The sequence below is a fragment of the Pseudomonas sp. KB-10 genome (assembly GCF_018221585.1).
In the GTDB taxonomy this organism is placed as follows: domain Bacteria; phylum Pseudomonadota; class Gammaproteobacteria; order Pseudomonadales; family Pseudomonadaceae; genus Aquipseudomonas; species Aquipseudomonas yangonensis.
Genome location: NZ_QYYB01000004.1, coordinates 269,471 through 291,010 on the forward strand (window position 1 = coordinate 269,471; position 21,540 = coordinate 291,010).

Genomic DNA, 21,540 nt, shown 5'->3' on the forward strand with positions numbered 1-21,540 from the left:
TTCAGCCCCGGCACATCGGGGCTTTTTTATGTCTGCGTGTCGGTACGGATGGGCTCAGGTAGAGCGAGTGCAGCTCCCTGGTCTTCTCAGTGGCGGCTTTCACCCGCCCTGCGGGCAAGCTCGGGACTGATGCGGGTTTGAGGCTGCATTGCACTGCGCAGGTGTTGTTCAAATTGCGCGACAATGCCGTCCCAGCTGAGGTGGCTGGCATGGCGGCGGGCGTTGAGGCGGATGCGCCGCAGCACTTCTGCGTCTGCCAGCAATTCGCAGGCCGCCTCGCAGAAACCGGCTTCATCACCCGGGCGTGCGAGCATGCCGTTGTGGCCATGGTGAATATGCTGGGCGGCCGCCGCCTGATCAAACGCCACCACGCCTAGGCTTGAGGCCAAGGCCTCCAGCACCACGTTGCCAAAGGTTTCCGACAGGCTGGGAAACAGGAACAGGTCGCCCGAGGCATAGTACGTGGCCAGTGCCTCGCCACGTTGCAGACCGCAGAACAGGGCTTCCGGCAGCTGCGCTTGAAGGCTGGCGCGCAGTGGCCCGTCGCCAACCAAGATCAGGCGCATGCGCCTTTGCGGGTGTGCCTGCTGCAAGGCAGTGTAGGCCTTGACCAGCAGGCCGAGGTTCTTCTCCGCGGCCAGGCGACCCACATGCAGTACCGCCAGATCATCCGCTTCCAGGCCCCAGCTTGCGCGCAGCTCGTCGCTGCGCCTGCGTGGGTGAAACAGCTGGCTATCGACGCCGCGGGCGAGCAGGGCCAGGCGTACGAAATCACGGCGCTCGAGATCCACCTGCTGGCCGACACTCGGCACCAGGGTCAGCTGCGTGCGGTTGTGAAACCAGCGCAGATAATTGGTCATCGCCCGCGTCAACAGGCCGAGGCCGTAGTGCCCGGTGTACTGTTGGAAATTGGTGTGAAAACCGCTGACCACGGGGATCGCCAGGCGCCTGGCTGCGCGCAGGGCGGAGAGCCCGAGCGGGCCTTCGGTGGCGATATAGAGCACGTCGGGACGTTGCCGCTGCCAGCGTCTGAGCAGCTTGTGCAGCGACGACTGACCCCACTGCAGGCCGGGGTAGCCGGGCAGTGGCCAGCCGCGGGTGAGCAGCAGATCATCGTCGGCCACCTGTTGCTGATCGACGTCCTGACGCGGCCGAATCAGCTGCACACGATGGCCGCGCCCGCGCAGGCCGTCGACCAGGCGGCCGAGGGTATTGGCTACGCCATTGATTTCCGGGGAGAAGGTTTCGCTGATCAGGGCGACATGCAGAGACTGTGCGTTCATGTACGCAGTCTCCGCCTGTGCGATGTAACAACTGTGACGGTTGGATTGCGGTTTTGTGATAGGGCGCGACTAGCCGCGCTCGCGTACCCAGAACAGCGTCGCACCGGCCACGGCGGCCGGCATCATCAGGATGTTGAGCCCCGGCACCAGCAGCGCGGCGTAGGTGATGCCACCGAAGCTCAGGCTCTGCCAGCGCTTCTCGCGCAGCCAGGCGAGCATGTCCTGCCAGCTCATCTTGTTGTTGTCTGCCGGGTAGTCGATGTACTGCACGGCCATCATCCACACGCCGAACAGCAACCACAGCGGGGCAGCGACCAGGTTCACCACCGGGATGAAACTGAGGATCAGCAGGCCGATGGCGCGCGGCAGGAAGTAGGCCAGCTTGCGCATCTCGCGACCCATGGTGCGCGGCACCATGGCCGCCAGTTCGCCCCAGCTGAACGGCGGAAAGTGATCCTCACCACGTGCGACCACCTCGACCTTCTCGGCGAGAAAACCGTTGAATGGCGCGGCGATGATATTGGCCAGCAGGGTGAAGGTGAAGAACACCATCAGCAGCACCAGCACCACGAACAGCGGCCAGAGAATGTACTGCAGAAAGCTCAGCCAGCTTGGCAGCGTGGGCATGAAGGTATCGACCCAGCCACTGAACTGCTGCACGGCGAAGCCGATCATGGTGGCGAACAGAATCAGATTGACCGCCAGCGGCAGCAGCACGAACAGGCGCAGGCCGGGGCTGAGGACTAGCCTCAGGCCTTCTCGCAAATATTGCGGGCCGGACAGAACGGGGGCGGCGGGCATGGCGGTCTCCTGACTGGTTGATGCGCGCGACCATACCGACTTCGCGCGCGAGACGAAAGTTCAGCCAGGTAGTTGGCTTGGGTCCCGGCGCAATAGGCCGGCTCTATTCGTGGAATTGGCAATGCATATTTCCGCTTCGCCAGCTGCCCCGATAGCCTTGCGCACAGCTTCCCTTTTGCGGGGCTCTCATCCTTCAAGCCTTCCCCTAGTGCTTCGAGAGTCCCTTTTTATCTGGCCTGCCGGCTCCTGGCCGGCGAGGAGTTAACAATGTCTGTGGTTCGTCACGCCCGTGTCATCATCCTGGGCTCCGGCCCTGCCGGTTACAGCGCAGCCGTGTATGCCGCGCGCGCCAATCTGAAGCCGCTGCTGATCACCGGCATCCAGGCGGGTGGTCAACTGACCACCACCACCGAGGTGGACAACTGGCCGGGCGATCCGCACGGGCTGACCGGGCCGGCGCTGATGCAGCGTATGCAGGAACATGCCGAGCGTTTCGAGACCGAGATCGTCTTCGACCATATCAACGCCGTCGATCTGGCCGGCAAGCCTTTCACTCTGGTCGGTGACAGTGGCACTTACAGCTGCGATGCGCTGATCATCGCCACCGGCGCCAGTGCACGGTATCTGGGGCTGCCCAGCGAAGAGGCGTTCATGGGGCGTGGCGTATCGGCATGCGCGACCTGCGATGGTTTCTTCTATCGTGGCCGCGAGGTGGCGGTGGTCGGCGGCGGCAATACTGCGGTGGAGGAGGCGCTGTACCTGGCCAATATCGCCAGCAAAGTCACGTTGATCCATCGTCGCAACGCCTTTCGCGCCGAGAAGATCCTGCAGAACAAGCTGCAGCAGCGGGTGGCCGAGGGCAGGATCGAGTTGCAGCTCGATGCCGAGGTCGACGAAGTGCTGGGCGATGCCAGCGGCGTCACCGGTGTACGCCTGAAGCAATACGGCGGCGCCTATCGTGAGCTGAAAGTGGATGGCCTGTTCGTCGCCATCGGCCATACGCCCAATACCAGCCTGTTCGAAGGCCAGCTGGCGCTGAAGGATGGCTACCTGGTGGTCAATGGCGGGCGCGAGGGCAATGCCACCGCGACCAGCATCCCCGGCGTGTTCGCTGCCGGCGATGTGGCCGACTCGATCTATCGCCAGGCGATCACCTCGGCCGGTGCCGGCTGCATGGCGGCGCTGGATGTCGAGCGCTATCTGGAAGGGCTTTGAGTCCGATTGCGGCTGTAGGAGCGGCTGGGCGGCATTCCGCTTCAGCCGCGAAAGGGCTGATAAACCTCCCCCGGATTTGATCCGGGCTACGTAGCAGTGGGGGCGTGGGAAGGAGTTTCCCTGCATCGATCGAACTCCCGCACCGATGCGGCCGAGCCGCGACTTCTAAAGCTCGCCGCTAAAGCGCCTCCCACTATCGATGATTCAATCCGGCCAGTGCCACGCCGGCTCGTCCAGCATGCCCTGGCCACGAATGCAGGTCTGGCCGAGCTGCTTGTCCAGCTCCAGGGTGTTGCACGCCGGGCTTTCCTTGAGCGTGGCGATCAGCCGGCTGGCGTGGGACACCACCCACACCTGAGTATTCCGAGAGGCGGCGATGATCAGGCGACCGAGTGCCGGCAGCAGGTCCGGGTGCAGGCTGGTTTCCGGTTCGTTGAGCACCATCAGTGACGGTGGCCGAGGGGTGAGCAGGGCGGCCACCAGCAGCAGGTAGCGCAACGTGCCGTCGGACAGCTCGGCGGCGCTCAAGGGGCGCAGCAGACCTTCCTGACGCAGTTCGACGGCGAAGCGCCCGCCGGCCTGAAAATCAATGTGCAGGCGGCTGCCGGGAAAGGCGTCGTCGATGGCGGCATCCAAAGCCTCGCGGTCACCGATCTCGCGAATGGTCTGCAGCGCTGCAGCGAGGTCGCGGCCATCGTGGTGCAGCACTGGCGTGCGCGTGCCCAGTTGCGGCTGGCGCGCAGGGGCGTCGGCATCGCTGCGAAAGTGATCGTAGAAGCGCCAGCGGCGGATGGTTTCGCGCAGCTGGAAAACTTCAGGGCAACTCGGGTCGTTGCCGACCTGGTCGAACAGGCTGTCGTAGTCTGGCATGTGCTGGGCCAGTACCTGCCAACTGCGGCCTTCACGCAGGCGCACCAGCGGTCCGCTGCGGTCCACCAGCAGCGACGCCGGACGATAACTGGCGCCGGCCCAGATGCACTCGCGCTTGATCTCGGGATCGAGGGCGAAAGCGCTGGGCGTATGGCGATCTTCTCCCGACTTCGAGTCGGGAAGGCCCAGGGCGATGCTGTAGCCGAAATCTTCACCAATAAAGCCCAGGCGCAGCCGCATTGCGCTCCGCCGTGGGCCTCCTTGCACGGGGACGTCGCCCTTGAGCATGCGTCGGGAAATCCTCTCCGGCCCGGCCCAGAAACTCGACTCCAGCCCACCTTCGCGGGCCAGTGCGTTGACCACCCCGCCCTGGGCGGTTTCCGCCAGCAGGCGCAGGGCGCGGTAGAGATTGGACTTGCCGCTGCCGTTGGCGCCGGTGATCAGGTTGAGCCGGCCCAGCGGCAGGATCAGGCTGTTGATAGAGCGGTAATTGGCAACGGCGAGGGTATGCAGCACGGCGAAGTCATCCTGACGAAAGGATCAGCGGCCATGGCGTGGCGAGAAGGCCAGCCAGGCCAGCACGGGGTAGCACAGATAATGCAGGCTGAAGAGAAACAGGCCCATGGGGCTGGGCGTGTCCTGCAGGTACATCATGCCCAGTAAACCCAGATACAGCAGCCCAAGTACGCCGCCATAGAGCAGGATGAAGCGCCAGCGTTCGGCGTTGCTCGGCGCGCGCCCGCATCGCCAGTGAAATACCAGCGCCAGGCCGGCGGCGATGGCGGCGGCGATCAGCAGGGTGGTGAACACGCCGCCCAGGCGTACGAAGGTGCGCAGCAGCAGGTTCAGCACGATGGCCGCGACCACCCCGGCAGCTGCGTAGTAGCGCAGGTGCAGGCCCTGGTTCACAGGTTTTGCACCAGACCGAAGCGTTTGCGCAGCACGCGCTCGAGTAGCGCCTTTGGCAGCAGCGTGGCGAGCAGTGGCAGGGCGCGGCTGCCATTGCCCAGGCGCAGCAGGCGCGGGCGTTTGTCGCGCTGTACGGCAGCCAGCAGTTGCGCGGCGAAGTCACTGGCCGGGGTCGGGTTGTCCTGCGAGGCCTTCGCGCGGGCGCGGATGCCCTCACGCAGCGGCCACCAGGGCGAGTCCTGGCGGATCAGTGCCTCGGCCTGCTGGCTGGCGCTGGCGCCGAAGCTGGACGCGATAGCGCCTGGCTGCACTTCCATCACTGCGATGGAGAAGGGCGCCAGCTCCATGCGCAGGGCATCGCTCAATGCATGCACCGCCGCCTTGGAGGCGCTGTAGGCACCGGCGAAAGGCGTGACCAGCAACGCCGACACGCTGCCGATATTGACCACCAGGCCGCGGCTGCGGCGCAGCAGCGGAAAGAAGGCGCGGGTGACGCCGACGATGGAGAACACGTTGGTTTCGAACTGCTTGCGCATGGCCTCCACGCCGCCATCGAGCAGCGGGCCCATGGCGCCGTAACCGGCGTTGTTGATCAGCACGTCGAGGCCGCCGATCTCCTCGTTCAGGCGCGCGGCCAGTCGATCCAGAGCCGCGCTGTCGTTGACGTCCAGTTGCACCGCATGGAAGCCCGCCTGCTCAAGCGCCGCCAGGTCACTGTCCTTGCGCGCCGTGGCCCAGACTGCGTAGCCGCCAGCCTTGAAAGCGTCGGCCAGGGCGCGGCCGATACCGCTGGAGCAACCGGTGATCAGGACGTTGGGTTGAGGCATGCGCGGGACTCCCTGAGACGCGAATGGGCTGCAGCTTAGCAGCCTTGGCTTGAGGTGATGGCGGACTGTTCGCCTTGATCCCGTAGCCCGGATGCAATCCGGGAACAGTCACAGGCAACTTCCCCGGATTTCATCCGGGCTACGAAGCGGGCAACGGATGTTGAGTATTGTAGGAGCGAGCTCTGCTCGCGAACGCGGTTAACGCGAGAAGCTTCGCGAGCAGAGCTCGCTCCTACGGATCATCGGATGAACTTGCCCTGCAGGCGCTCGGCACGAAACTCCAGCGTAGCCGGGCGATAGCCGCTGCGCAGGTCGGGCAGGGGCATGCAGTCGCTCCAGCTGGCGCCGGGCAGGAGTTCACCGGGGCCACTGTAGCGTGGCGATTCATACAGGCGCTGGGCCAGGTTGGTGGCGTTGCCGGGGCGGTAGGCAGCGACTTCCCAGCGCAGTTCCAGCAGGGCGGCATCGCTGCCGTTCTTCAGGTCGATGGCCAGCGGTCGGTCGGCGGGGCAGCGCTGCGGGGCATAGCTCAGGCGCAGTTCGAGATGGGCGAGGTAGCGCTCGTCCCGGCTTTCCTGCCAGATCACCCAGGTGGCCACCAGTCCGAGACCGACCAGCGCGGCCATGGACACCGGTAGCGCCTTGGTCGGGTAGCGGATCAGCAGAATCAGCCAGGTGATGACGAGTACGACACCGAACAGCATGAGGGCAGCCCTTTTGGAAGTCTGCGCTCATCCTACACAAGGTGCTTGGTCAGGGTAACCGCGTGGGCTGTCGCAGGGTGTGACAGCTTCCTTCGCCTGGCGGGAAGGGGAGGTGGGGAAAGCAGAGCCTTCAATGCCGTGGGCGTCTTCTGCCCTCTCCCCCAACCCCTCTCCCATAAATGGGAGAGGGGAGCTCACTGCGTATGCCCCGGATTTGCGGTTGAGCAGGTTGTCAGCCACTAAGAGAGCTTTGCGGATAAGTCCGCTCCCACTACCTGAGTGCTGTCAGCCACCTGTGTAGGCCATGGCACCCGTGGGAGCGGACTCGTCCGCGATCGCTACCGGGCGCTAGCTCGCGGCGCGCACGGTCACGGCATCGCTGCGGCCATAGACGTCCTCCAGGCGCTCGATATCGTCCTCGCCCAGATAGGTGCCGGACTGCACCTCGATGATTTCCAGCGGAATCTTGCCCGGGTTGGAGAGGCGGTGCACCGAAGTCATCGGGATGTAGGTGGACTGGTTTTCAGTGAGCAGGAACTCGCGGTCGTCGCAGGTGACCTTGGCCGTACCGGAGACCACGATCCAGTGCTCGGCGCGGTGGTGGTGCATCTGCAATGAGAGCTGCGCACCCGGCTTGACGGTGATGTGCTTGACCTGGAAACGGCCGCCCATGTCCACCGAGTCGTACGAGCCCCACGGACGGTAGACCTCGCAGTGGTTCTGGGTCTCGCAGCGGCCCTGCTCGTCGAGTCTGCTGACCAGTTTCTTGACGTCCTGCACGCGGTCCTTGTGCGCCACCATCATGGCGTCCTTGGTTTCCACCACGACGATGTCGTCCAGGCCCAGCACCGAGACCAGCTTGCCGTTGCCGTGAATCAGGCAGTTGCGGCTGTCCTCGACCACCACGTCGCCCTTGGTGACGTTGCCGGCGTCGTCCTTGTCGTGCACTTCCCAGATCGACGACCAGCTGCCGACGTCGCTCCAGCCCGCCGACAGCGGTACCACACAGGCACGGCTGGTCTTTTCCATCACCGCGTAGTCGATGGAATTGTCCGGGCAGCAGGCGAAGGTGGCCGGGTCGATGGCGATCTGTGTGCCTTCGCGCTGGCTGCGCTCCAGAGCCAGCAGGCAGGTGTCGTAGATGTCCACGTCGTGATGCTTGAGCTCTTCGAGGAAGCGGCTGGCGCGGAACAGGAACATGCCGCTGTTCCAGAAGTAGTCGCCGCTCTTCACGTACTCGGTGGCGCGCTTGGCATCGGGCTTCTCGACGAAGCTGGCGACGCACGCCACTCCGTCGGGCAGGGTGCCGTCGGCCTGGCTGCGGATATAGCCGTAGCCGGTTTCCGGACGGTCGGCCGGTACACCGAACAGCACCATCTCGCCTTTCTCGGCGGCCACGGTGGCCAGCGCCAGGGCCTGGCGGAACGCTTGCTGGTCGTCCAGTACGTGATCGGCCGGCAGCACCAGCATCAGCTCGTCACGGCCTTCGGCGACCAGTTGCAGGGCGGCCATGGCAACGGCCGGTGCGGTGTTGCGGCCGAAGGGTTCGAGCAGCAGCATCTGCGCCTGCTGGCCGATCTGCTCCAGCTGCTCGAGCACGATGAAACGGTGCTCCTGATTGGCCACCAGCACCGGCGGCTGCATGCCTTCGAAGGACAGGCGCTGCAGGGTCTGCTGGAACAGGGTTTGTTCGCCGGTCAGGGCAAGGAACTGCTTGGGATACAGCTTGCGCGAAAGAGGCCAGAGTCGCGAGCCGCTGCCACCGGAAAGGATGATGGGGGTCATGGTTGTGTCTCTCCTGAGCGATTGATCAAGTGGTTTGCCCGTGTCGTGTCGGTGCGACGTGTACCCGCCGTTTTCCTTGTTCTAGAAACTCACTGCCTCAACCGTCGATGGGGCGCTTGACCCACACCGGCGAAAACTTGCCCTGGCCGCCGGTGACGAACAGGCTGACCACTTCACCGCGTTCCAGGGTGACCGGCTTCAGGTCGGCGACCTTGCGCTCGCCATCGAACAGCGCCAGGCCGACCTTGACCGGGTTGATCTCGCGGTCACCGCGGCCGTCCGGCTTGACGTCGGCGACCACATCGGTCTTGCCGTCAGCGGTTTTCACGCTCAGGGTGCTGTCGGTCAGGTTCTGCACGCGCAGCAGGGCTTTCTGGCGGCTGGTGAAGGGCGGCTCCTCGACCAGGCGTGGCTTGTCGCCGGTCTGGCTGACCAGGGTGTAGTAATGCTCGGCTTCCAGGTCCACCGGCATCTGCGTGTTGCCGACCTGCGCCTGGTAGCTGCCGGCCGGGAGGAACTTGAAGTCGCTCGAGCCCAGCGGCGAGATCTGCTTGAGCTGGGTCTGGCCGACGCTGACATCGAGTTCGGCGCTGCTGGCGTTATAGGCGCGGACGAAAGCCGAGCCCTTGGGCGCCTTGGGGCCGTAAAGTGCGCCGTCGTCGGCCTGTGCCTGGATCATGCCGAGGCCCAGAGCCAGGGCGCAGGCGCCCAGAGTGAAACGGCGTAGGGTGGTTTGATTGCTCATCGGATAGTCCTCCTTGGGGGATGAATCAGTGACTGGCGGCAGCCAGCCCCTGGCGCTCGCCGCCGTCTTTGAGTGCGGCAAGCCATTGCGGGTCGAAATCGGTGAAATCGCTGGTCATCGGCAGGTAGCGCTCGGGGAATTCCCAGATCACCAGCTGCGGTGGGTTGTTCTCGAAATCCTCGCTCTGCAGGTACTTGAGCATCGGCACCAGCGGGCCGCCGCCTTCCTCGGCGTGGTTGGCCAGGTCGCGCTGCAGGTGCTCACGCAGGGCGCCTGCGAAATTCCAGGCCGGGTTGGCGCTGTAGCTGGTGCCGACCAGGGTCACCGGCAGATCGCTGTCGCCGAACAGGTCGTCACCGCCACCTTCGGCGGCGTGGGTCTCGCGCTGCTGCAGGCGGTCGGCCTGTGGCATCAGGCTTTCGAACAAGGGGGCCAGCGGCAGGAAACGGGTCAGGTCGCCCTGGTGCGCGCGGGTTTCCACGGTCTCGGTGACGAACTGCTGCGGCTCGCCACGCAGCTGCATGGCGCTGCGCACCACTTCGCTCAGCGCCTTGGCAGTCACGTCCGCGCCTTCCGGGGTCCAGTGGGTGTCGGTACGCAGGAACATCGGCGCCTCGTTCTTGGCCGCCTGCAGCGGTTCGAGCAGGTCCGGTGCGGCGATCCCGGCGTTGCGCACCGCACGGTGAAAACGCGGGTACAGGCTGCGTTGCAGGGCGCTGGGACGATGGCTGCCGGTGTGCTCCGGGTACAGGCGCGTCTTGGCCGGGACGATGGCCAGCAGCAGCTGGATATCGCGTTCTTCCAGCTGGCGCTGCACGCCGCGGATCAACGCCAGGTTGTCGCGCATCTGGCGCTGACCGTCGGCCAGCGGAGCGAATTCCTCGTCCGAGTACAGCCAGCCGTCCTGGCCGATCACCAGACCGCTGCGGCCTTCGCCGAACACCAGATATTCCACGGCAGCCCAAAGGTTGATGCCGGCCTGCTTGAGCGGAAAGTTCTCGTCGTAGTGACGTTCGATGCTCTTGGCCAGGCCGCCGTCGAGCACGCTCGGCTGCGCCGGCATGTGATAGTCGGCGAGCTTGCTCAGGGCGAGCAGGCTGACCGGCAACAGCAGCAGGGCGAACAGCGCGACGTACAGGGTTTTGATGGGGCGATTCATGCTTGGCCTCCGCTCAGAACTGGAAGTAGAGGAAGGGGGAGTAGCTCTGCGCCGAGAGCTTGAGCAGCGAGGCGCAGAACAACAGCAGCAGGGCGCCGCGCAGGGCCACCATGCGCAGGTCGATGGCCTGCAGGGCGACGCCGGCGCTGGCCAGGGTCAGCCCTGGCTCGTGGCCGCGGCTGGCGAGGAACTGACGGGCGCCGTTGACCGCGATCACCACCCAGGCCAGCGCCAGGGTCGCCATCTGCAGCCCGGTGATGTGCGCCAGGGTCAGCTCGCTCAGGCGCCAGTCGCCGAAGGCGAACAGGGCCGCGTACATGCGCCCGGCCACCTCAAGGTTCTCGGCGCGGAAGATCACCCAGCCGAGCATCACCAGCAGCAGGGTGAAGGCCCACTTCAGCGGGTTGAACACCGTGGGTGCAGCCTTCACCCCCAGCGCGCGTTCGATGGCCAGCCAGGTGCCGTGCCAGGCGCCCCAGATCAGGAAGGTCCAGTTGGCGCCGTGCCAGAAACCGCCCAGCAGCATGGTCAGAAAGAGGTTGCGGTAGGTGTTGAACGTGCCGTGGCGGTTGCCGCCCAGTGGCACGTACAGGTAGTCACGCAGCCAGGTGGACAGGCTGATGTGCCAGCGCCGCCAGAACTCGGTGATCGACTGGCTGATATAGGGCTGGTTGAAGTTCTCCATGAAGCGAAAGCCCATCATCAGGCCCAGGCCGATGGCCATGTCGCTGTAGCCGGAGAAGTCGAAGTACAGCTGCGCGGTATAGGCGATCATGCCCAGCCAGGCGTCGCCGGTGCTGGGGTTCTCCAGGGCGAAGCAATGGTCCACCAGCGGCGCCAGGCTGTCGGCGATGAACACCTTCTTGACGAAGCCCTGCATGAAGCGCGTGGCGCCTTCGCTGAATTTGTCGATGCTGTGGGTACGGTCGGTGAACTGGTCGGCCAGGTCCTTGTAGCGCAGCACCGGGCCGGCGATCAGTTGCGGGAAAAGGGCGATGAAGGCGGCGAAGTTGATCAGGTTGTGCGTCGGCTCGGTGTCACGGCGGTACACGTCGATCAGGTAGCTGATCGACTGGAAGATATAGAAGGAAATGCCGATCGGCAGGATCACCTGGGTCAGCACGAACGGCTCCATGCCGGCGGCTTCGAGCAGGGCATTGATATTGGCCACGCCGAAGTTGGCGTACTTGAAGTAACCCAGCGTGGCCAGGTTGCCGATGACCCCGGCCACCACCCAGCGGCGTGCCGCCTGGGTACCGGCGTGGGCGTGAATGCGCAGGCCGAACAGGTAGTTCCACAACGTCACGGCGGCAAACAGCAGGAGGAAGTCCACCCGCCACCAGGCATAGAAGGTGTAGCTGCCGATCAGGATCAGCAGGTTGCGCCCGCGATTCGGGCACAGGTAATACAAGCCGAGGAAGATCGGCAGGAACAGAAACAAAAAGACGTTGGATGAAAAGACCATCCGTGCTTCTCCGTGAACAGCCGGGGCAGCGCCCCCCTTTCCCCCCGCCAGCGGAGGGTTTGTTTTGTTACGTCGCCGCAAACCTGTGGGAGCGGCTTCAGCCGCGATTTTCGCGGATAAATCCGCTCCTACAGGGTGTGTGCATCAGCGCCCGTCACCGAACACTTGCGTCACCTCGCCACCGAGGCGGAAGCTGTTGAACGGCCCCTTCTCCTGGTTCAGTTCGCGGGTCTGCTCGTCGCAGGCGTAGAGGCTGCAGTAGGGCGCCAGCCAGGCGTACTTGAAGTCCTTGCGCAGCTCGCTCATGTCCTGCTTGGCGCCGGTGCGCTGGGAAAACGCGGCCGGGTCGCGCGCGCCTTGCAGCACGCGTTCGGCCAGGCGCTGCAAGGCGCCATGGTTCTCGCCGCGCAGATCGACTTCGTTGGCCTTGGCGAACGCGGCGATCATCGCCAGCGGTGGCAGGGCGTAGTTGTGGTAGGCAAGAGCACGCTGGCTGCGGCGCATTTCGTTGGCCAGGTAACCTTCGTCATCGACCTGATTGGCGGCGATGCGGAACTGGTCCACGGACCAGTCGAACAGGTCGCGGCGGTCATTGATCACCGCTACCGCCATCACCGACCAGGCGGCCCAGTAGCTGTGGTTGTTGATCTTGCGCAGCGGCAGATCGCTCCACTCGCGCACCGTGTGTTCAGCCAGGCGGGTGAACCAGGCTTCGATGCGCGCGCTCTGTTGCGGGTAGGCTGCCAGTGGCTGCGACTCGGAAAACTTCAGGCGCAGCCAGGCGCCGGCCAGGCTGCCGAGCGCCCATTTGCGCATCGACTTGCCGGTATGGTTGAACCGCTCGGACTCCAGCGCATCGGCGCTGGCCCAACGGTCCAGCCATTCGATGGCGCATTCCAGACGCTCCGGCTGACCGGTGCGCATGTAGCCGGTGATCATCCGTCCGGCTTCCTTCTCCAGGCGGGTGATGTGCGCGGTCTGCTCGCGGAAGTTCTTCTCCGCCTTGCGATTGAGCGTGGCGCGCGCGCTGTCGGAGCCCTTGTACTTGCTGGTGAACTGCAGCTCACCGGTATAGGGTTGCGGCACCGCCGGGCAGGCTGGCGCCTTGCCGTCGCGCTGGCCGACGGCGGCGTAGTAACCGGACGGCGGTTGCAGTTCGGCAAGGGCTGGACCGCTGAGTAGCAGCGCCAGGAGTGTGAGTGGAGCGAGTCGTTTGGGCATGCTTGCCTCCTCAGTCGTTCGCACTGTGCTGCGCGACTTGCTGGCTGGCCCCGCCCGGGCGCTGGCACAGGCTGGCCTGGACTTTCAGGTCGTCATCGCTGTCTTCGGGTTTCTCGATTTCCAGAGCGAAGAAGTTCTGATCACCCCAGCCCGGCTCGTCGCGCAGTTCCACGGCGAAGCGGCCGTCGGTATCGACGGTGTTGGGTTTCTCCAGCTTGAGCTGCTCGCGGCGACCGTTGAGGTACCAGATGGTGGCGTCGACGCGCTTGACCGATGGGTCGCTGAAACGCAGGTCCAGCTGGTGGCGGTTGCCGCGCAGGGTCAGCAGCTTGTTCTCGCCATTGACCAGAATTTCGTTGCTACCCGGATGCAGGCGTTTCTCGCTGGCGAGCAGTTCGGTCTGGCCGCTGCAGCCGTTGTTCAGAGTGGCCATCAGCTGGCGGTGAATCTTGTCCGAGGCCAGGTCGTAGAGTGGCGAAAATTCCCAGATGAGGATCTTCGGCGGGTCGTTCTGGAACGACTCGCTGGCCAGGTACTCGAGCATCGCGCCTTCCAGGCCACCACCGGGGAAGGCTGCGTTGAGCACGTCGGTGCCCAGGTACTCTTCGAGGAAGCCGCCGAAGTTGTAGTTCTTGCCGCTGTGGCTGGTGCCGATCAGGGTGATCTGCGGGCTGCTGTCATCGCCGAACAGCGCGTCGCCATCGCTGGCGTCCTTCGGCTCGGTGACGAACTGGTCGACGTACTGCACCGCATAGCCGGTGCCGCACAGCTGGCTGGCGACGTTCTGCATGGTGCCGGTCTTGCCCATCAGGCCGACGCGCTCGGTGACGAATTCCTTGCGCGGGATGTCCTCGAAGCCGGGGATGCGCTTGACCGTCTCGGCCACCAGGCGCGCGGTACGCTCGGCGCCGTAGGGCGTCCAGTGCTGGTCGCGGCGGAAGTAGAACTCCTTGTCGGTGTTCTCGTCGGTCAGCGGAGTCAGGTCCGGTACCCAGATGCCCAGCTGTTCGAAGCGGGTCAGCGCCTGGCGATAGTTGCGCAGCGCCTTGTCGTAGTCGAAGCGCTGGTAGTCGGCCGGGCGCAGCTTGCTGCGATTGACCAGGCCGCGGGTCGGTTGGTAGACCACCACCAGTTCCACGCCGCGCTGCTTGAGGCCGTCGCGCAGCTCCTTGAGGCGCTGGTAGCCGATCTCGGTGGTGCCGAACTCGGTGCGCAGGTCCTCGACACTGCGGAACAGCCAACCCTCGTCGGCATCCATCAGGGTGATGAAGTTCTTCATGTAGTTGGTGGTGTAACGGCTGGCATCGTGCGCAGCCGGGCACAGCGAGCAGCAGTCTTCCACCTGATATTGCGGCGCCTGGCGCTCTTCGGCCTGCAGCGCGCTGCCGAATGCGGCGCAAGTCACTGCCAGGGCCAGGGTCTTGAGTTTGTATGCAGTCATGGGAGGCCTCGTCAGTTGGTCATCGGCTCGGGCTCGATCGGATCGATCAGCACGGGCAGGCGCTGGCGCAGCATGAGGTCGAGGATTTCGTCCTGTTTCTCGCCGAGGATGCCGGCGAGCTGGATGCCGGTGCTCTTGCTCGGAGCGAGCATCTTCACGCGGTACAGCTCGACCGACAGCGGCGAGTCGATGTTGATCGGGCTGGAACCGTTGCCGGCCAGGGTGCCGCCGACGATGATCATGGAAATCTTGGTGTCGAACGGGTCGAGCTGCAGGTCGCGGTCGGTGTCGGACAGATCCTTGATGTGGCCGTACACGCCGGTGAGCTGGTTCATCGCCGAGAGGTTCTCGTAGAGGCGGATGTTCTCGCTGTTGCGGATGCGAATGCCGTGGCGCTGGTTGCCCAGCACCTGATTGCCCCACAGCAGGTTGTCGCCGCTCTCGTACAGGGTGATGCCGTCGGAATGATTGCCGCGCACCTTGTTGTAGGCGATCACGTTGCGCTCGCTGTTACGGTCGATGACCACGCCGGAGAGCTTGTTGTCGTAGCTCTCGTTGTTGATGATCCAGCTGTCGTTGACCTCGCGGGAGATGATGATGCCGTGCTTCTTCTTGGTGCCGAAGACCTTGTTCTCGGCGATGATCAGGCCGTGCGAGCGGTCGTGCGGGTCGATGCCGTAGACGATGTTGTCGCGGTAGGTGTTGCCCTTGATCACCACGTTCTGCGCTTCGTAGCAGTAGAAGCCGTACCAGTGATCGACGAACTCGGAGTCGATCAGCCAGCCGGTCGGCTCGTCGCGCTTGAGGCGCTCGTGCATGTTCGGCGTGTACTGGGTGATCGACACCCCGTACGACTTGGAGTTGTCGTAGCCCAGGCTGGTGATCACGCTGCCGGCGATGTACAGCTCGCTGCCGCCCCAGGACACTAGAAACGGGCGGAATTCCTTGCCGTTGTCGCGCATGGTCGCCGGGCCGTTGTCGGCCTCGCGCCAGGCGGTGACGCGGGTGTCGGTGAGAAACATCAGGCCATCATTGACCAGGAACGAGCCGCGCTCCTGCGACAGGCGCAGTTCACGGGTTTCCTTGCCCACATGCAGCGCCGCGCCTTCGGCGACGACGATGGGCAGGCGAGCGATGTACACGCCCGGCTCCTGCTCCTGGAACTGGCTGTCGGGCAGCGCCTTGGCCAGGTCCTGGGCGGTGACCAGGCCACCTTCGATGAAGATCGCCTGGGGCATGCCCTGCTGGCGCTTGATCCACTCGCGCAGGCGCTCGTTGCCGCCGGTGAAGTCTTTCAGCGCGTCCTGGCGCAGCATGCGCCGTACCACCACCTGGCCGCGTTGTTCGCGCGGAATCTTGGCCAGCACGGCCTCCTTGGTGTAGCCGGACAGGTCCGGCAGTTTGGGCGCTTCCATATGCAGTTCATCAGCCGGTGCACTGCGCACGCGGTAGTCGAACTGTTGCTGCGTCGGGTTGGCCTCGGCCAGCGGCACCGTGAGGCACAACGCGCCGAGCAGCAGGGGTAGGGCTAAGCCGTTGGGTTGCATGATCCGATCCCTCAGAAGCGCCAAATGAAGTCGACGAAGGCGCGGTGCATCACCGAGTCGGTGCCGCTGCCGTAGGCGTCGCCCGGCAGGAACACGCCGGCGCGCAGGCGTACCAGGGCCGAACGGTCATCCAGCTGTTCGGCGACGGTGGCCGGCAGCAGGCCCTGCTTGAAGTAGCGGGTCAGCACCAGGTCGACTTCCTGGCCGATGTCTTTCTCGCCGGCGACCAGCGGCGCGGTGATGCCGCTGTCACCGACGTCCTGATCACCATCGACGCGCCAGAAGCGGTGATAGACGACGCTGGCGTCGTAGTCCTGGCCCAGTTGCCAGGAGCTGAACGCGCTGGCCACCTGCAGGTTGGAGAGTTCGCCGCGGAAGGCCTCGCCGTAGCGGTGCAGGCGCGATTCGACGCCGGTGAAGTTGGCGCGGTTGCTCTGCAGACCGGTCTGCATGAACTGGCGCGACTTGCCGTCGTTGCCGCCGCCGCTGCCACGGGCGTAGGCGGCGCCGATCTTCCAGTTTTCATCGAGGCTGTAGCGCAGACCCAGGTCCATGGCCCAGGCGTCGACGTCCTGGCTGCGCGAGCCGGTGGCGATGCGCTCGCTGCCGACCACCTGCTGCTGCAGCTGATCGGTGTCGCCCTTGAGCCAGGTCATCTGCGCCCAGTAGTTGAGGCGATTGCGCGAGTTGCGCTCGAAGAAGCCGCCGTCGGCGTGCAGGCCGAACCAGGTCAAGTCGCCGGTGTAGCGCTTGCTCAGTTCGTCGACGCGCTCGCCGGCGTTCGGCAGGCTGCCGTCGTCGCGGCTGTGGTGCAGCTTGGCGCCGATGCGATGACCGGGCGTCCACTGGTAGTCGAGACCGGTGAAGAAGTGGCGACGGTCTTCGTCTTCAGGTGCCAGATCGTCGAGGTCGGTGCGGTATTCGGAGAAGCGCTCGGCGACGCCGACCGTGGCTTGCAGCAAGGTGGTGTCGAAGCGCCAGTTGACCGCTTCGATGTTGGTGTCCCACCAGGTGCCTTCATCGCTGCGCAGGCGCTGGCGGCCGACGCGCAGGTGCTCGCCGGGGTAGGCGGTGAGGCCGCTGTAGTCGACCCAGAATTCGCGCATCGCCAGGTAGCTCTTGTCCGGCTGGCGGGCGTCGCTGCGCTGTGCGCTGTCTTCGCCGTCGTCTTGCAGCGGGTCGGTTTCGATGGTGTCGGTGGCGGTGACCGCCTGGCCCATGGCGAAGGCGCTCCAGTCGCCGCGCTCGCCGTAGGCCCAGGGGCGCAGGTCCAGACCGATACCGCTGACATCCCCGCCGCTGCGGGTGCCGAGGTCGCGGTCGTCTTCCGATTGCGCGGTGATTTTCACATCCAGGCCGAAATTCTTCGGTGCATCCGCCGCCCAGGCAGTGCTGGCGGCCAGCAGGCTGGCGCTCAGCCCCAATTGGCTGACGATACGATTTAGCTGCATGCGTGCATCCCTGTTCATGGCTGGCTGACCTGCAGGGCGGCCTGCTGCTGCAGGACGATGCCGCGGGCATCGCGTTCCTCGCGCAGCAGGCGTTGGCCTTCGGCCAGTTGCGCCGGGGTCAGGCTCGCTTCCACCTCATGCGCCAGCTCGAAGGTCGGCGGCGTATTGCGTGGCAGGGCCAGTTGGCTGAATACATAGGCGTTGACCGGGTTGGGCTTGACCCCGCGGCCCTGGCTGAACATCTGCGCCAGAGCGAAGTCGGCGCTGAGCTGGCCGGCGCGGGCGGCGCTGAGCAGATGGTCGAGCGCCTGCTGGGCGTAAACCTCGCCGAGGTAGCCGCGCAGGTAGATCTGCCCCAGGTAGTAGTTGGCGCTGGGCTCGCTGGGTGCGGCTTTGCGCAGGTGCTCCTCGGCCTTCTTCGGCTGCTGCGGCAGCAGCTTGCCCTCGTAGTACAGGCGCCCGAGCAGCAGTTCGGCGCGCGGCAGGGCCGCCTCGCGACCCTTCTCCAGATAGCCGAGCAGGGTGTCGATATCGCCTTGTCCCGGATAGTCGTAGAGCAAACGCGCGAGGCTGACCCAGGCGGCCGGGTAGTTCGGCGCGATGGTTTCCAGCAGGTCCTGGGCGAGCTGCGGTTGCGGCTGGCCCAGCTCGGGGTCGCTGAGCACCTGGGCTACGGACTCGACCTGGTTGGGCGAGACGCTGCCGGCGCGGTAGCCCGCCAGCAGCTGATCGATCAGCGCCTGGCGATCGTCTTCGCGATTCTGCTTCTGGTACACGGTGGCCAGCTCGGCGTAGCAGGCGTCGTTGCTGGCCAGGCGTGCCTGGCAGATGCGCTCGATCTCGCCCAGATGCTGGTCGTAGGTGCCATCGGTGCGATACAGAAGAATCTGCGCCAGTTCCGCCTGCGGCAGACCCTGCTGGCGCCAGTCCTGAATACGTTGCGCGATGTTCATGGCGGGAAAGTCCTGTGGGTAGAACAGGTAGAGTTCGGTCAGCGGCAGCAGCGCGCTGGGTTCGCGCGCCTTGGCTGCGCTTTCCAGCAGTTCGGCGGCCTCGTGGCGCTCGGCCAGGGTGCTGCCGGGCTTGCGCGCCAGCAGCTTGCCCAGACGCGCCTTGGCGCGTGGCGAACCGTCCATGGCCTGGCGATAGATGCGCTCGGCCTCATCCAGGTCCTGGTTCTGGCCATTGGCGGCGTAGATGTCGGCCAGGCCGATCTGCGAGTCGCTGTAGCCCATCTCGGCGAGCTGGCGGAAGTGCCATTCGGCCGTCTGCTGATCACCGCTCTGCAGGGCTTCGCGGGCCAGGCGCTCATCCGGCAGGCCGGCACAGCCGGCCAGCGTGGCGCTGACGGCGAGGCCGAGCAGGGCGGGGCGAAGTAGAGGCATGCTCACGGCACCTTCTCCTTATCGACCTGCCGCGACGGCGCGATCAACCAGCCAGCCCAGCGACGGGCCGCGGTCGATGACCACGTCCACCGGCTGACCGGCGAGGCCGGCCGGCAGGGTGTCCTGCGGCTTGATCACTAAGCGGATGTCCGAGCTCAGGCCGCCATCGTGCAGCGCGCTGCTGACGATCTCGCCGTGGCGCGCCTGGTCCTCGCCCGCCACCTTGAAGGTCACCGGGGTGCCGGGGCGTGCCTGCTCCAGGTGGCGGTAGGGGAAGCTGGCGCTCACGGTCGCCACACCATCCTGCGGCACCAGTTCGAAGATCACGTCGCCCTTGCTGGCGAACTGGCCGTCGGCCACCAGCTGGCGGGCAATCTTGCAGTTGCACGGGCTGGTCAGGGTGCCCTGCATCTCGCGGGCGAACAGCGCTTCGATCTGGCTCGGCTCGAGCTGATCGTCGCCCAGGTGGCCCTTGAGCATTTCCAGCATGCTGGTGGTGAAGGTGGCGATCGGCGCACCTTTTTCCACGATGCCGTCGGGTTGAACCAGGGCCTGCACGCTGCCTTCGCGCGGCATGGTGACCTGCAGCGCCGGCAGGCTGATCTGCGCCGACTGGGCGTGGGTGACGAAGTACAGGCCGTAGATCGACTTGCCGATGTAACCGAAGGCGGCCAGGCCGATAACGAAGATCGCGGCGCTGAAGGTCACCGCGCGCAGACGGCCGAACATGCCCATGCCGCCGCCTGCGCCGTTCTTGCGCGCCTTGGTGAAGTTGTCACGCTGGAGGATGTGCAGCACCTCGCCGACGTTGACCAGCTCACCGGCCAGGTGGGCGCTGATCAGGTGGCGCAGGGCGGCAGCTTCGCGTGCGCCGAGGCCGTGGAACTGGCAGCCGATGCGGTTGTGCTCCGGCTGTACCGAATTGACCTGAAACTCGACGTCCAGACCCAGCACCAGGCTGTCGAGCTGAAACTGCAGCTGGCCGCGATGAAAATCGCCGACCTTGTGCGAGGTCTTTTCGTTGGTGAAGCTGAAGCCGCCGGCAGAGATGTCCTGCAGGCGCGCATCGATGCGCTCGCCCTTGGCATTGGTGAAGCGCAAACGCCCTGGCAGCTTGACGCGTGCGTGCTGGCGCTGGGCCTCGGACTCATGGACGACGTTGTGATTGGCGACGGAGTTCATGGTGGCTAATTCCTATTCGAGTAGGGTCATACCAGCGCCAGCAGCGCGGCGATGAAGACGGAGGCAGCAGAGAAAGTCATGGCACGCGACGACCAGCTGTTGAACCAGTTGGCGAAGCTGGACAGGCCGCGGTTGAGCTTGGTGTTCTGGCGCGTCCAGGACTGTTGGTCGAGGCGGAAGAACACATAGATCTTCACCATGGCCCCGACGATCTGGTTGTAATAGAGCAGCGCCGGGTAGGCCGGGCCGATGCGGTGGCCGGAGAGCATCAGCAGCAGCGTCAGGATCAGCCGCGTGGTGCCGATCCACAGCAGGTAGATCAGCAGATACATCACGCTGTACTTGAGGCTGGCGATGATCGCCACGCACAGGCCCAGCAGGCAGGTCCACATCGATACGCGCTGGTCGAACAGCACCAGGCTGGTGAAGGCGCCGAGGCGACCCAATCCCAGACGCAGCGCCCGCGAGTTCTGCCGCAGGTTGTTGCCGTACCAGCGGAACATCAGCTTGCGGCTGGCCTTGATGAAGCTCTTCTCCGGCGGATGTTCGACCGTGTTGATGGCGGCGTCCGGCACGTAGAAGGTGTCGTAGCCCAGGCGCATCAGGCTGTACCAGCTGGATTTGTCGTCACCGGTGAGGAACTGGAAACGACCCAGGCGCCAGTGTTCGAGGTGGTCGGCTTCGACGTCGCGGATGAACTCGGGATCGGTCACCACGCTGGCACGGAATACCGACATGCGCCCGGTCATGGTCAGCACGCGCTTGGAGAGGGCCATCGAGCACATGTTGAGGTGGCGCTGGGCGAAGCGCAGCTTGTGCCATTCGCTCATCAGGTAGCTGCCGCGTACCTCGCAGAACTCGTTGGTGGTCAGCCCGCCGACATTGGGGAAGAGCTTGAACCAGGGCACGCATTTACGTACCACTTCAGGCTCGAGCACGGTGTCGCCATCGATCACCGCCACCACCGCGTCGCGGTCCGGCATCTGCCGGGAGATGGCGCGGAAACCGTGGGCCAGGCCGTCACGCTTCCCGGTGCCGGGAATGCGCACGATGTCCAGGGTGACGTGCGCCGGCGGTTCGGCCTGAGCCCAGAGGTTCTTGATCAGCAGCTCGTCGGAGAGCTCGACGATCGAGCACACCACGGTGCAGGGGTAGCCGCAGTCGATGGCTTCGCGAATCACCGAGCGGTAGACCATGGCGGTGGTCAGCGCCTCGATGCGGAAGCTGGTGACCAGCAGGAACACATGAGAGGGGTCGGCGTCCTTGCCGAGTTTTGTAACCTTGCGGCGGTACCAGGGGTACACCAGGTAAAGGAACAGGCAGCCGCGCACGAAGTGCATGGCGCCCATGGAATAACGCCAGATGCCGACGATGCCGATCAGCAGCAGGAAGTGCCGCGACTCGGGGTCGAACACCGAGCGGGGCAGCGCCAGTGCCAGGAGCATCAGCAGGCTGAGATAGAGCATCCAGCCGCTGGCTTGGTTGAGGCCGTTCTTGAGCTTGTCCATATGCGTCTCTCGGTACCCGCGCGCCGGGCGCGCGGGTACGAC

At 65.1% G+C, this 21,540-nt stretch carries 18 protein-coding genes; 1 reads left to right on the forward strand and 17 read right to left on the reverse strand.

What is annotated here, in order from left to right; genetic code table 11:
• Positions 1-86: 86 nt before the first annotated feature.
• Together DXK50_RS12985 and cysZ are read right to left on the reverse strand one after the other, a co-directional pair.
• The gene (locus tag DXK50_RS12985) at positions 87-1,283 is read right to left on the reverse strand and encodes a glycosyltransferase family 4 protein (RefSeq protein ID WP_212630598.1); all 1,197 of its coding nucleotides are present in this window, start codon (positions 1,281-1,283) and stop codon (positions 87-89) included.
• A gap of 69 nt (positions 1,284-1,352) precedes the next feature.
• Complete coding sequence (gene cysZ, locus DXK50_RS12990; RefSeq protein WP_161865032.1) at positions 1,353-2,084, reverse strand: sulfate transporter CysZ; 732 nt, start codon at positions 2,082-2,084, stop codon at positions 1,353-1,355.
• A gap of 267 nt (positions 2,085-2,351) precedes the next feature.
• Here cysZ and trxB point away from each other — a divergent pair, with 267 nt between their 5' ends.
• Positions 2,352-3,299: a thioredoxin-disulfide reductase gene (trxB, locus tag DXK50_RS12995; protein ID WP_212630599.1), complete on the forward strand. Its 948-nt coding sequence runs from the start codon at positions 2,352-2,354 to the stop codon at positions 3,297-3,299.
• Between the two features lie 204 nt (positions 3,300-3,503).
• Here trxB and DXK50_RS13000 read toward each other — a convergent pair whose 3' ends face one another.
• From DXK50_RS13000 to DXK50_RS13070, 15 genes are all read right to left on the reverse strand, one after another.
• The gene (locus DXK50_RS13000; RefSeq protein WP_212630600.1) at positions 3,504-4,685 is read right to left on the reverse strand and encodes an AAA family ATPase; all 1,182 of its coding nucleotides are present in this window, start codon (positions 4,683-4,685) and stop codon (positions 3,504-3,506) included.
• Between the two features lie 24 nt (positions 4,686-4,709).
• Positions 4,710-5,078, reverse strand: a complete 369-nt coding sequence (locus DXK50_RS13005; protein WP_212630601.1) for a hypothetical protein — start codon at positions 5,076-5,078, stop codon at positions 4,710-4,712.
• The gene (locus DXK50_RS13010; protein WP_212630602.1) at positions 5,075-5,905 is read right to left on the reverse strand and encodes an SDR family oxidoreductase; all 831 of its coding nucleotides are present in this window, start codon (positions 5,903-5,905) and stop codon (positions 5,075-5,077) included. The genes DXK50_RS13005 and DXK50_RS13010 overlap by 4 nt, the downstream gene beginning before the upstream one ends.
• Before the next feature lie 239 nt (positions 5,906-6,144).
• A complete protein-coding gene (locus DXK50_RS13015) occupies positions 6,145-6,609 on the reverse strand; it encodes a multidrug transporter (protein WP_161865037.1) in 465 nt (154 codons plus the stop codon).
• A 348-nt stretch (positions 6,610-6,957) separates the two neighbouring features.
• On the reverse strand, positions 6,958-8,394 hold the full coding sequence (locus tag DXK50_RS13020; RefSeq protein WP_212630603.1) for a mannose-1-phosphate guanylyltransferase/mannose-6-phosphate isomerase: 1,437 nt from the start codon (positions 8,392-8,394) through the stop codon (positions 6,958-6,960).
• A 97-nt stretch (positions 8,395-8,491) separates the two neighbouring features.
• Positions 8,492-9,139, reverse strand: coding sequence for an alginate O-acetyltransferase AlgF (locus DXK50_RS13025; protein WP_161865039.1), 648 nt, complete (start codon positions 9,137-9,139; stop codon positions 8,492-8,494).
• Positions 9,140-9,164: 25 nt separating this feature from the next.
• Positions 9,165-10,298 carry an alginate O-acetyltransferase gene (locus DXK50_RS13030; RefSeq protein WP_161865040.1) on the reverse strand — a complete coding sequence of 378 codons (1,134 nt, stop codon included), beginning with the start codon at positions 10,296-10,298 and terminating at the stop codon, positions 9,165-9,167.
• 13 nt (positions 10,299-10,311) lie between these two features.
• Positions 10,312-11,763, reverse strand: coding sequence for an MBOAT family O-acyltransferase (locus DXK50_RS13035; RefSeq protein WP_212630604.1), 1,452 nt, complete (start codon positions 11,761-11,763; stop codon positions 10,312-10,314).
• Between the two features lie 144 nt (positions 11,764-11,907).
• The gene (locus DXK50_RS13040) at positions 11,908-12,984 is read right to left on the reverse strand and encodes a mannuronate-specific alginate lyase (RefSeq protein WP_212630605.1); all 1,077 of its coding nucleotides are present in this window, start codon (positions 12,982-12,984) and stop codon (positions 11,908-11,910) included.
• 10 nt (positions 12,985-12,994) lie between these two features.
• A complete protein-coding gene (locus DXK50_RS13045) occupies positions 12,995-14,425 on the reverse strand; it encodes an alginate O-acetyltransferase (RefSeq protein ID WP_212630606.1) in 1,431 nt (476 codons plus the stop codon).
• A gap of 11 nt (positions 14,426-14,436) precedes the next feature.
• Positions 14,437-15,972, reverse strand: a complete 1,536-nt coding sequence (gene algG, locus DXK50_RS13050) for a mannuronan 5-epimerase AlgG (RefSeq protein ID WP_212630607.1) — start codon at positions 15,970-15,972, stop codon at positions 14,437-14,439.
• Between the two features lie 11 nt (positions 15,973-15,983).
• A complete protein-coding gene (locus tag DXK50_RS13055; protein WP_212630608.1) occupies positions 15,984-17,423 on the reverse strand; it encodes an alginate export family protein in 1,440 nt (479 codons plus the stop codon).
• Between the two features lie 14 nt (positions 17,424-17,437).
• A complete protein-coding gene (gene algK / locus DXK50_RS13060) occupies positions 17,438-18,814 on the reverse strand; it encodes an alginate biosynthesis TPR repeat lipoprotein AlgK (RefSeq protein WP_212630609.1) in 1,377 nt (458 codons plus the stop codon).
• Positions 18,815-18,826: 12 nt separating this feature from the next.
• Positions 18,827-19,990, reverse strand: coding sequence for an alginate biosynthesis protein Alg44 (locus DXK50_RS13065; RefSeq protein ID WP_212630610.1), 1,164 nt, complete (start codon positions 19,988-19,990; stop codon positions 18,827-18,829).
• Between the two features lie 26 nt (positions 19,991-20,016).
• Entirely contained in the window at positions 20,017-21,498 is a 1,482-nt protein-coding gene (locus DXK50_RS13070; RefSeq protein WP_161865048.1) for a glycosyltransferase family 2 protein, read from the reverse strand.
• Positions 21,499-21,540: the final 42 nt, after the last annotated feature.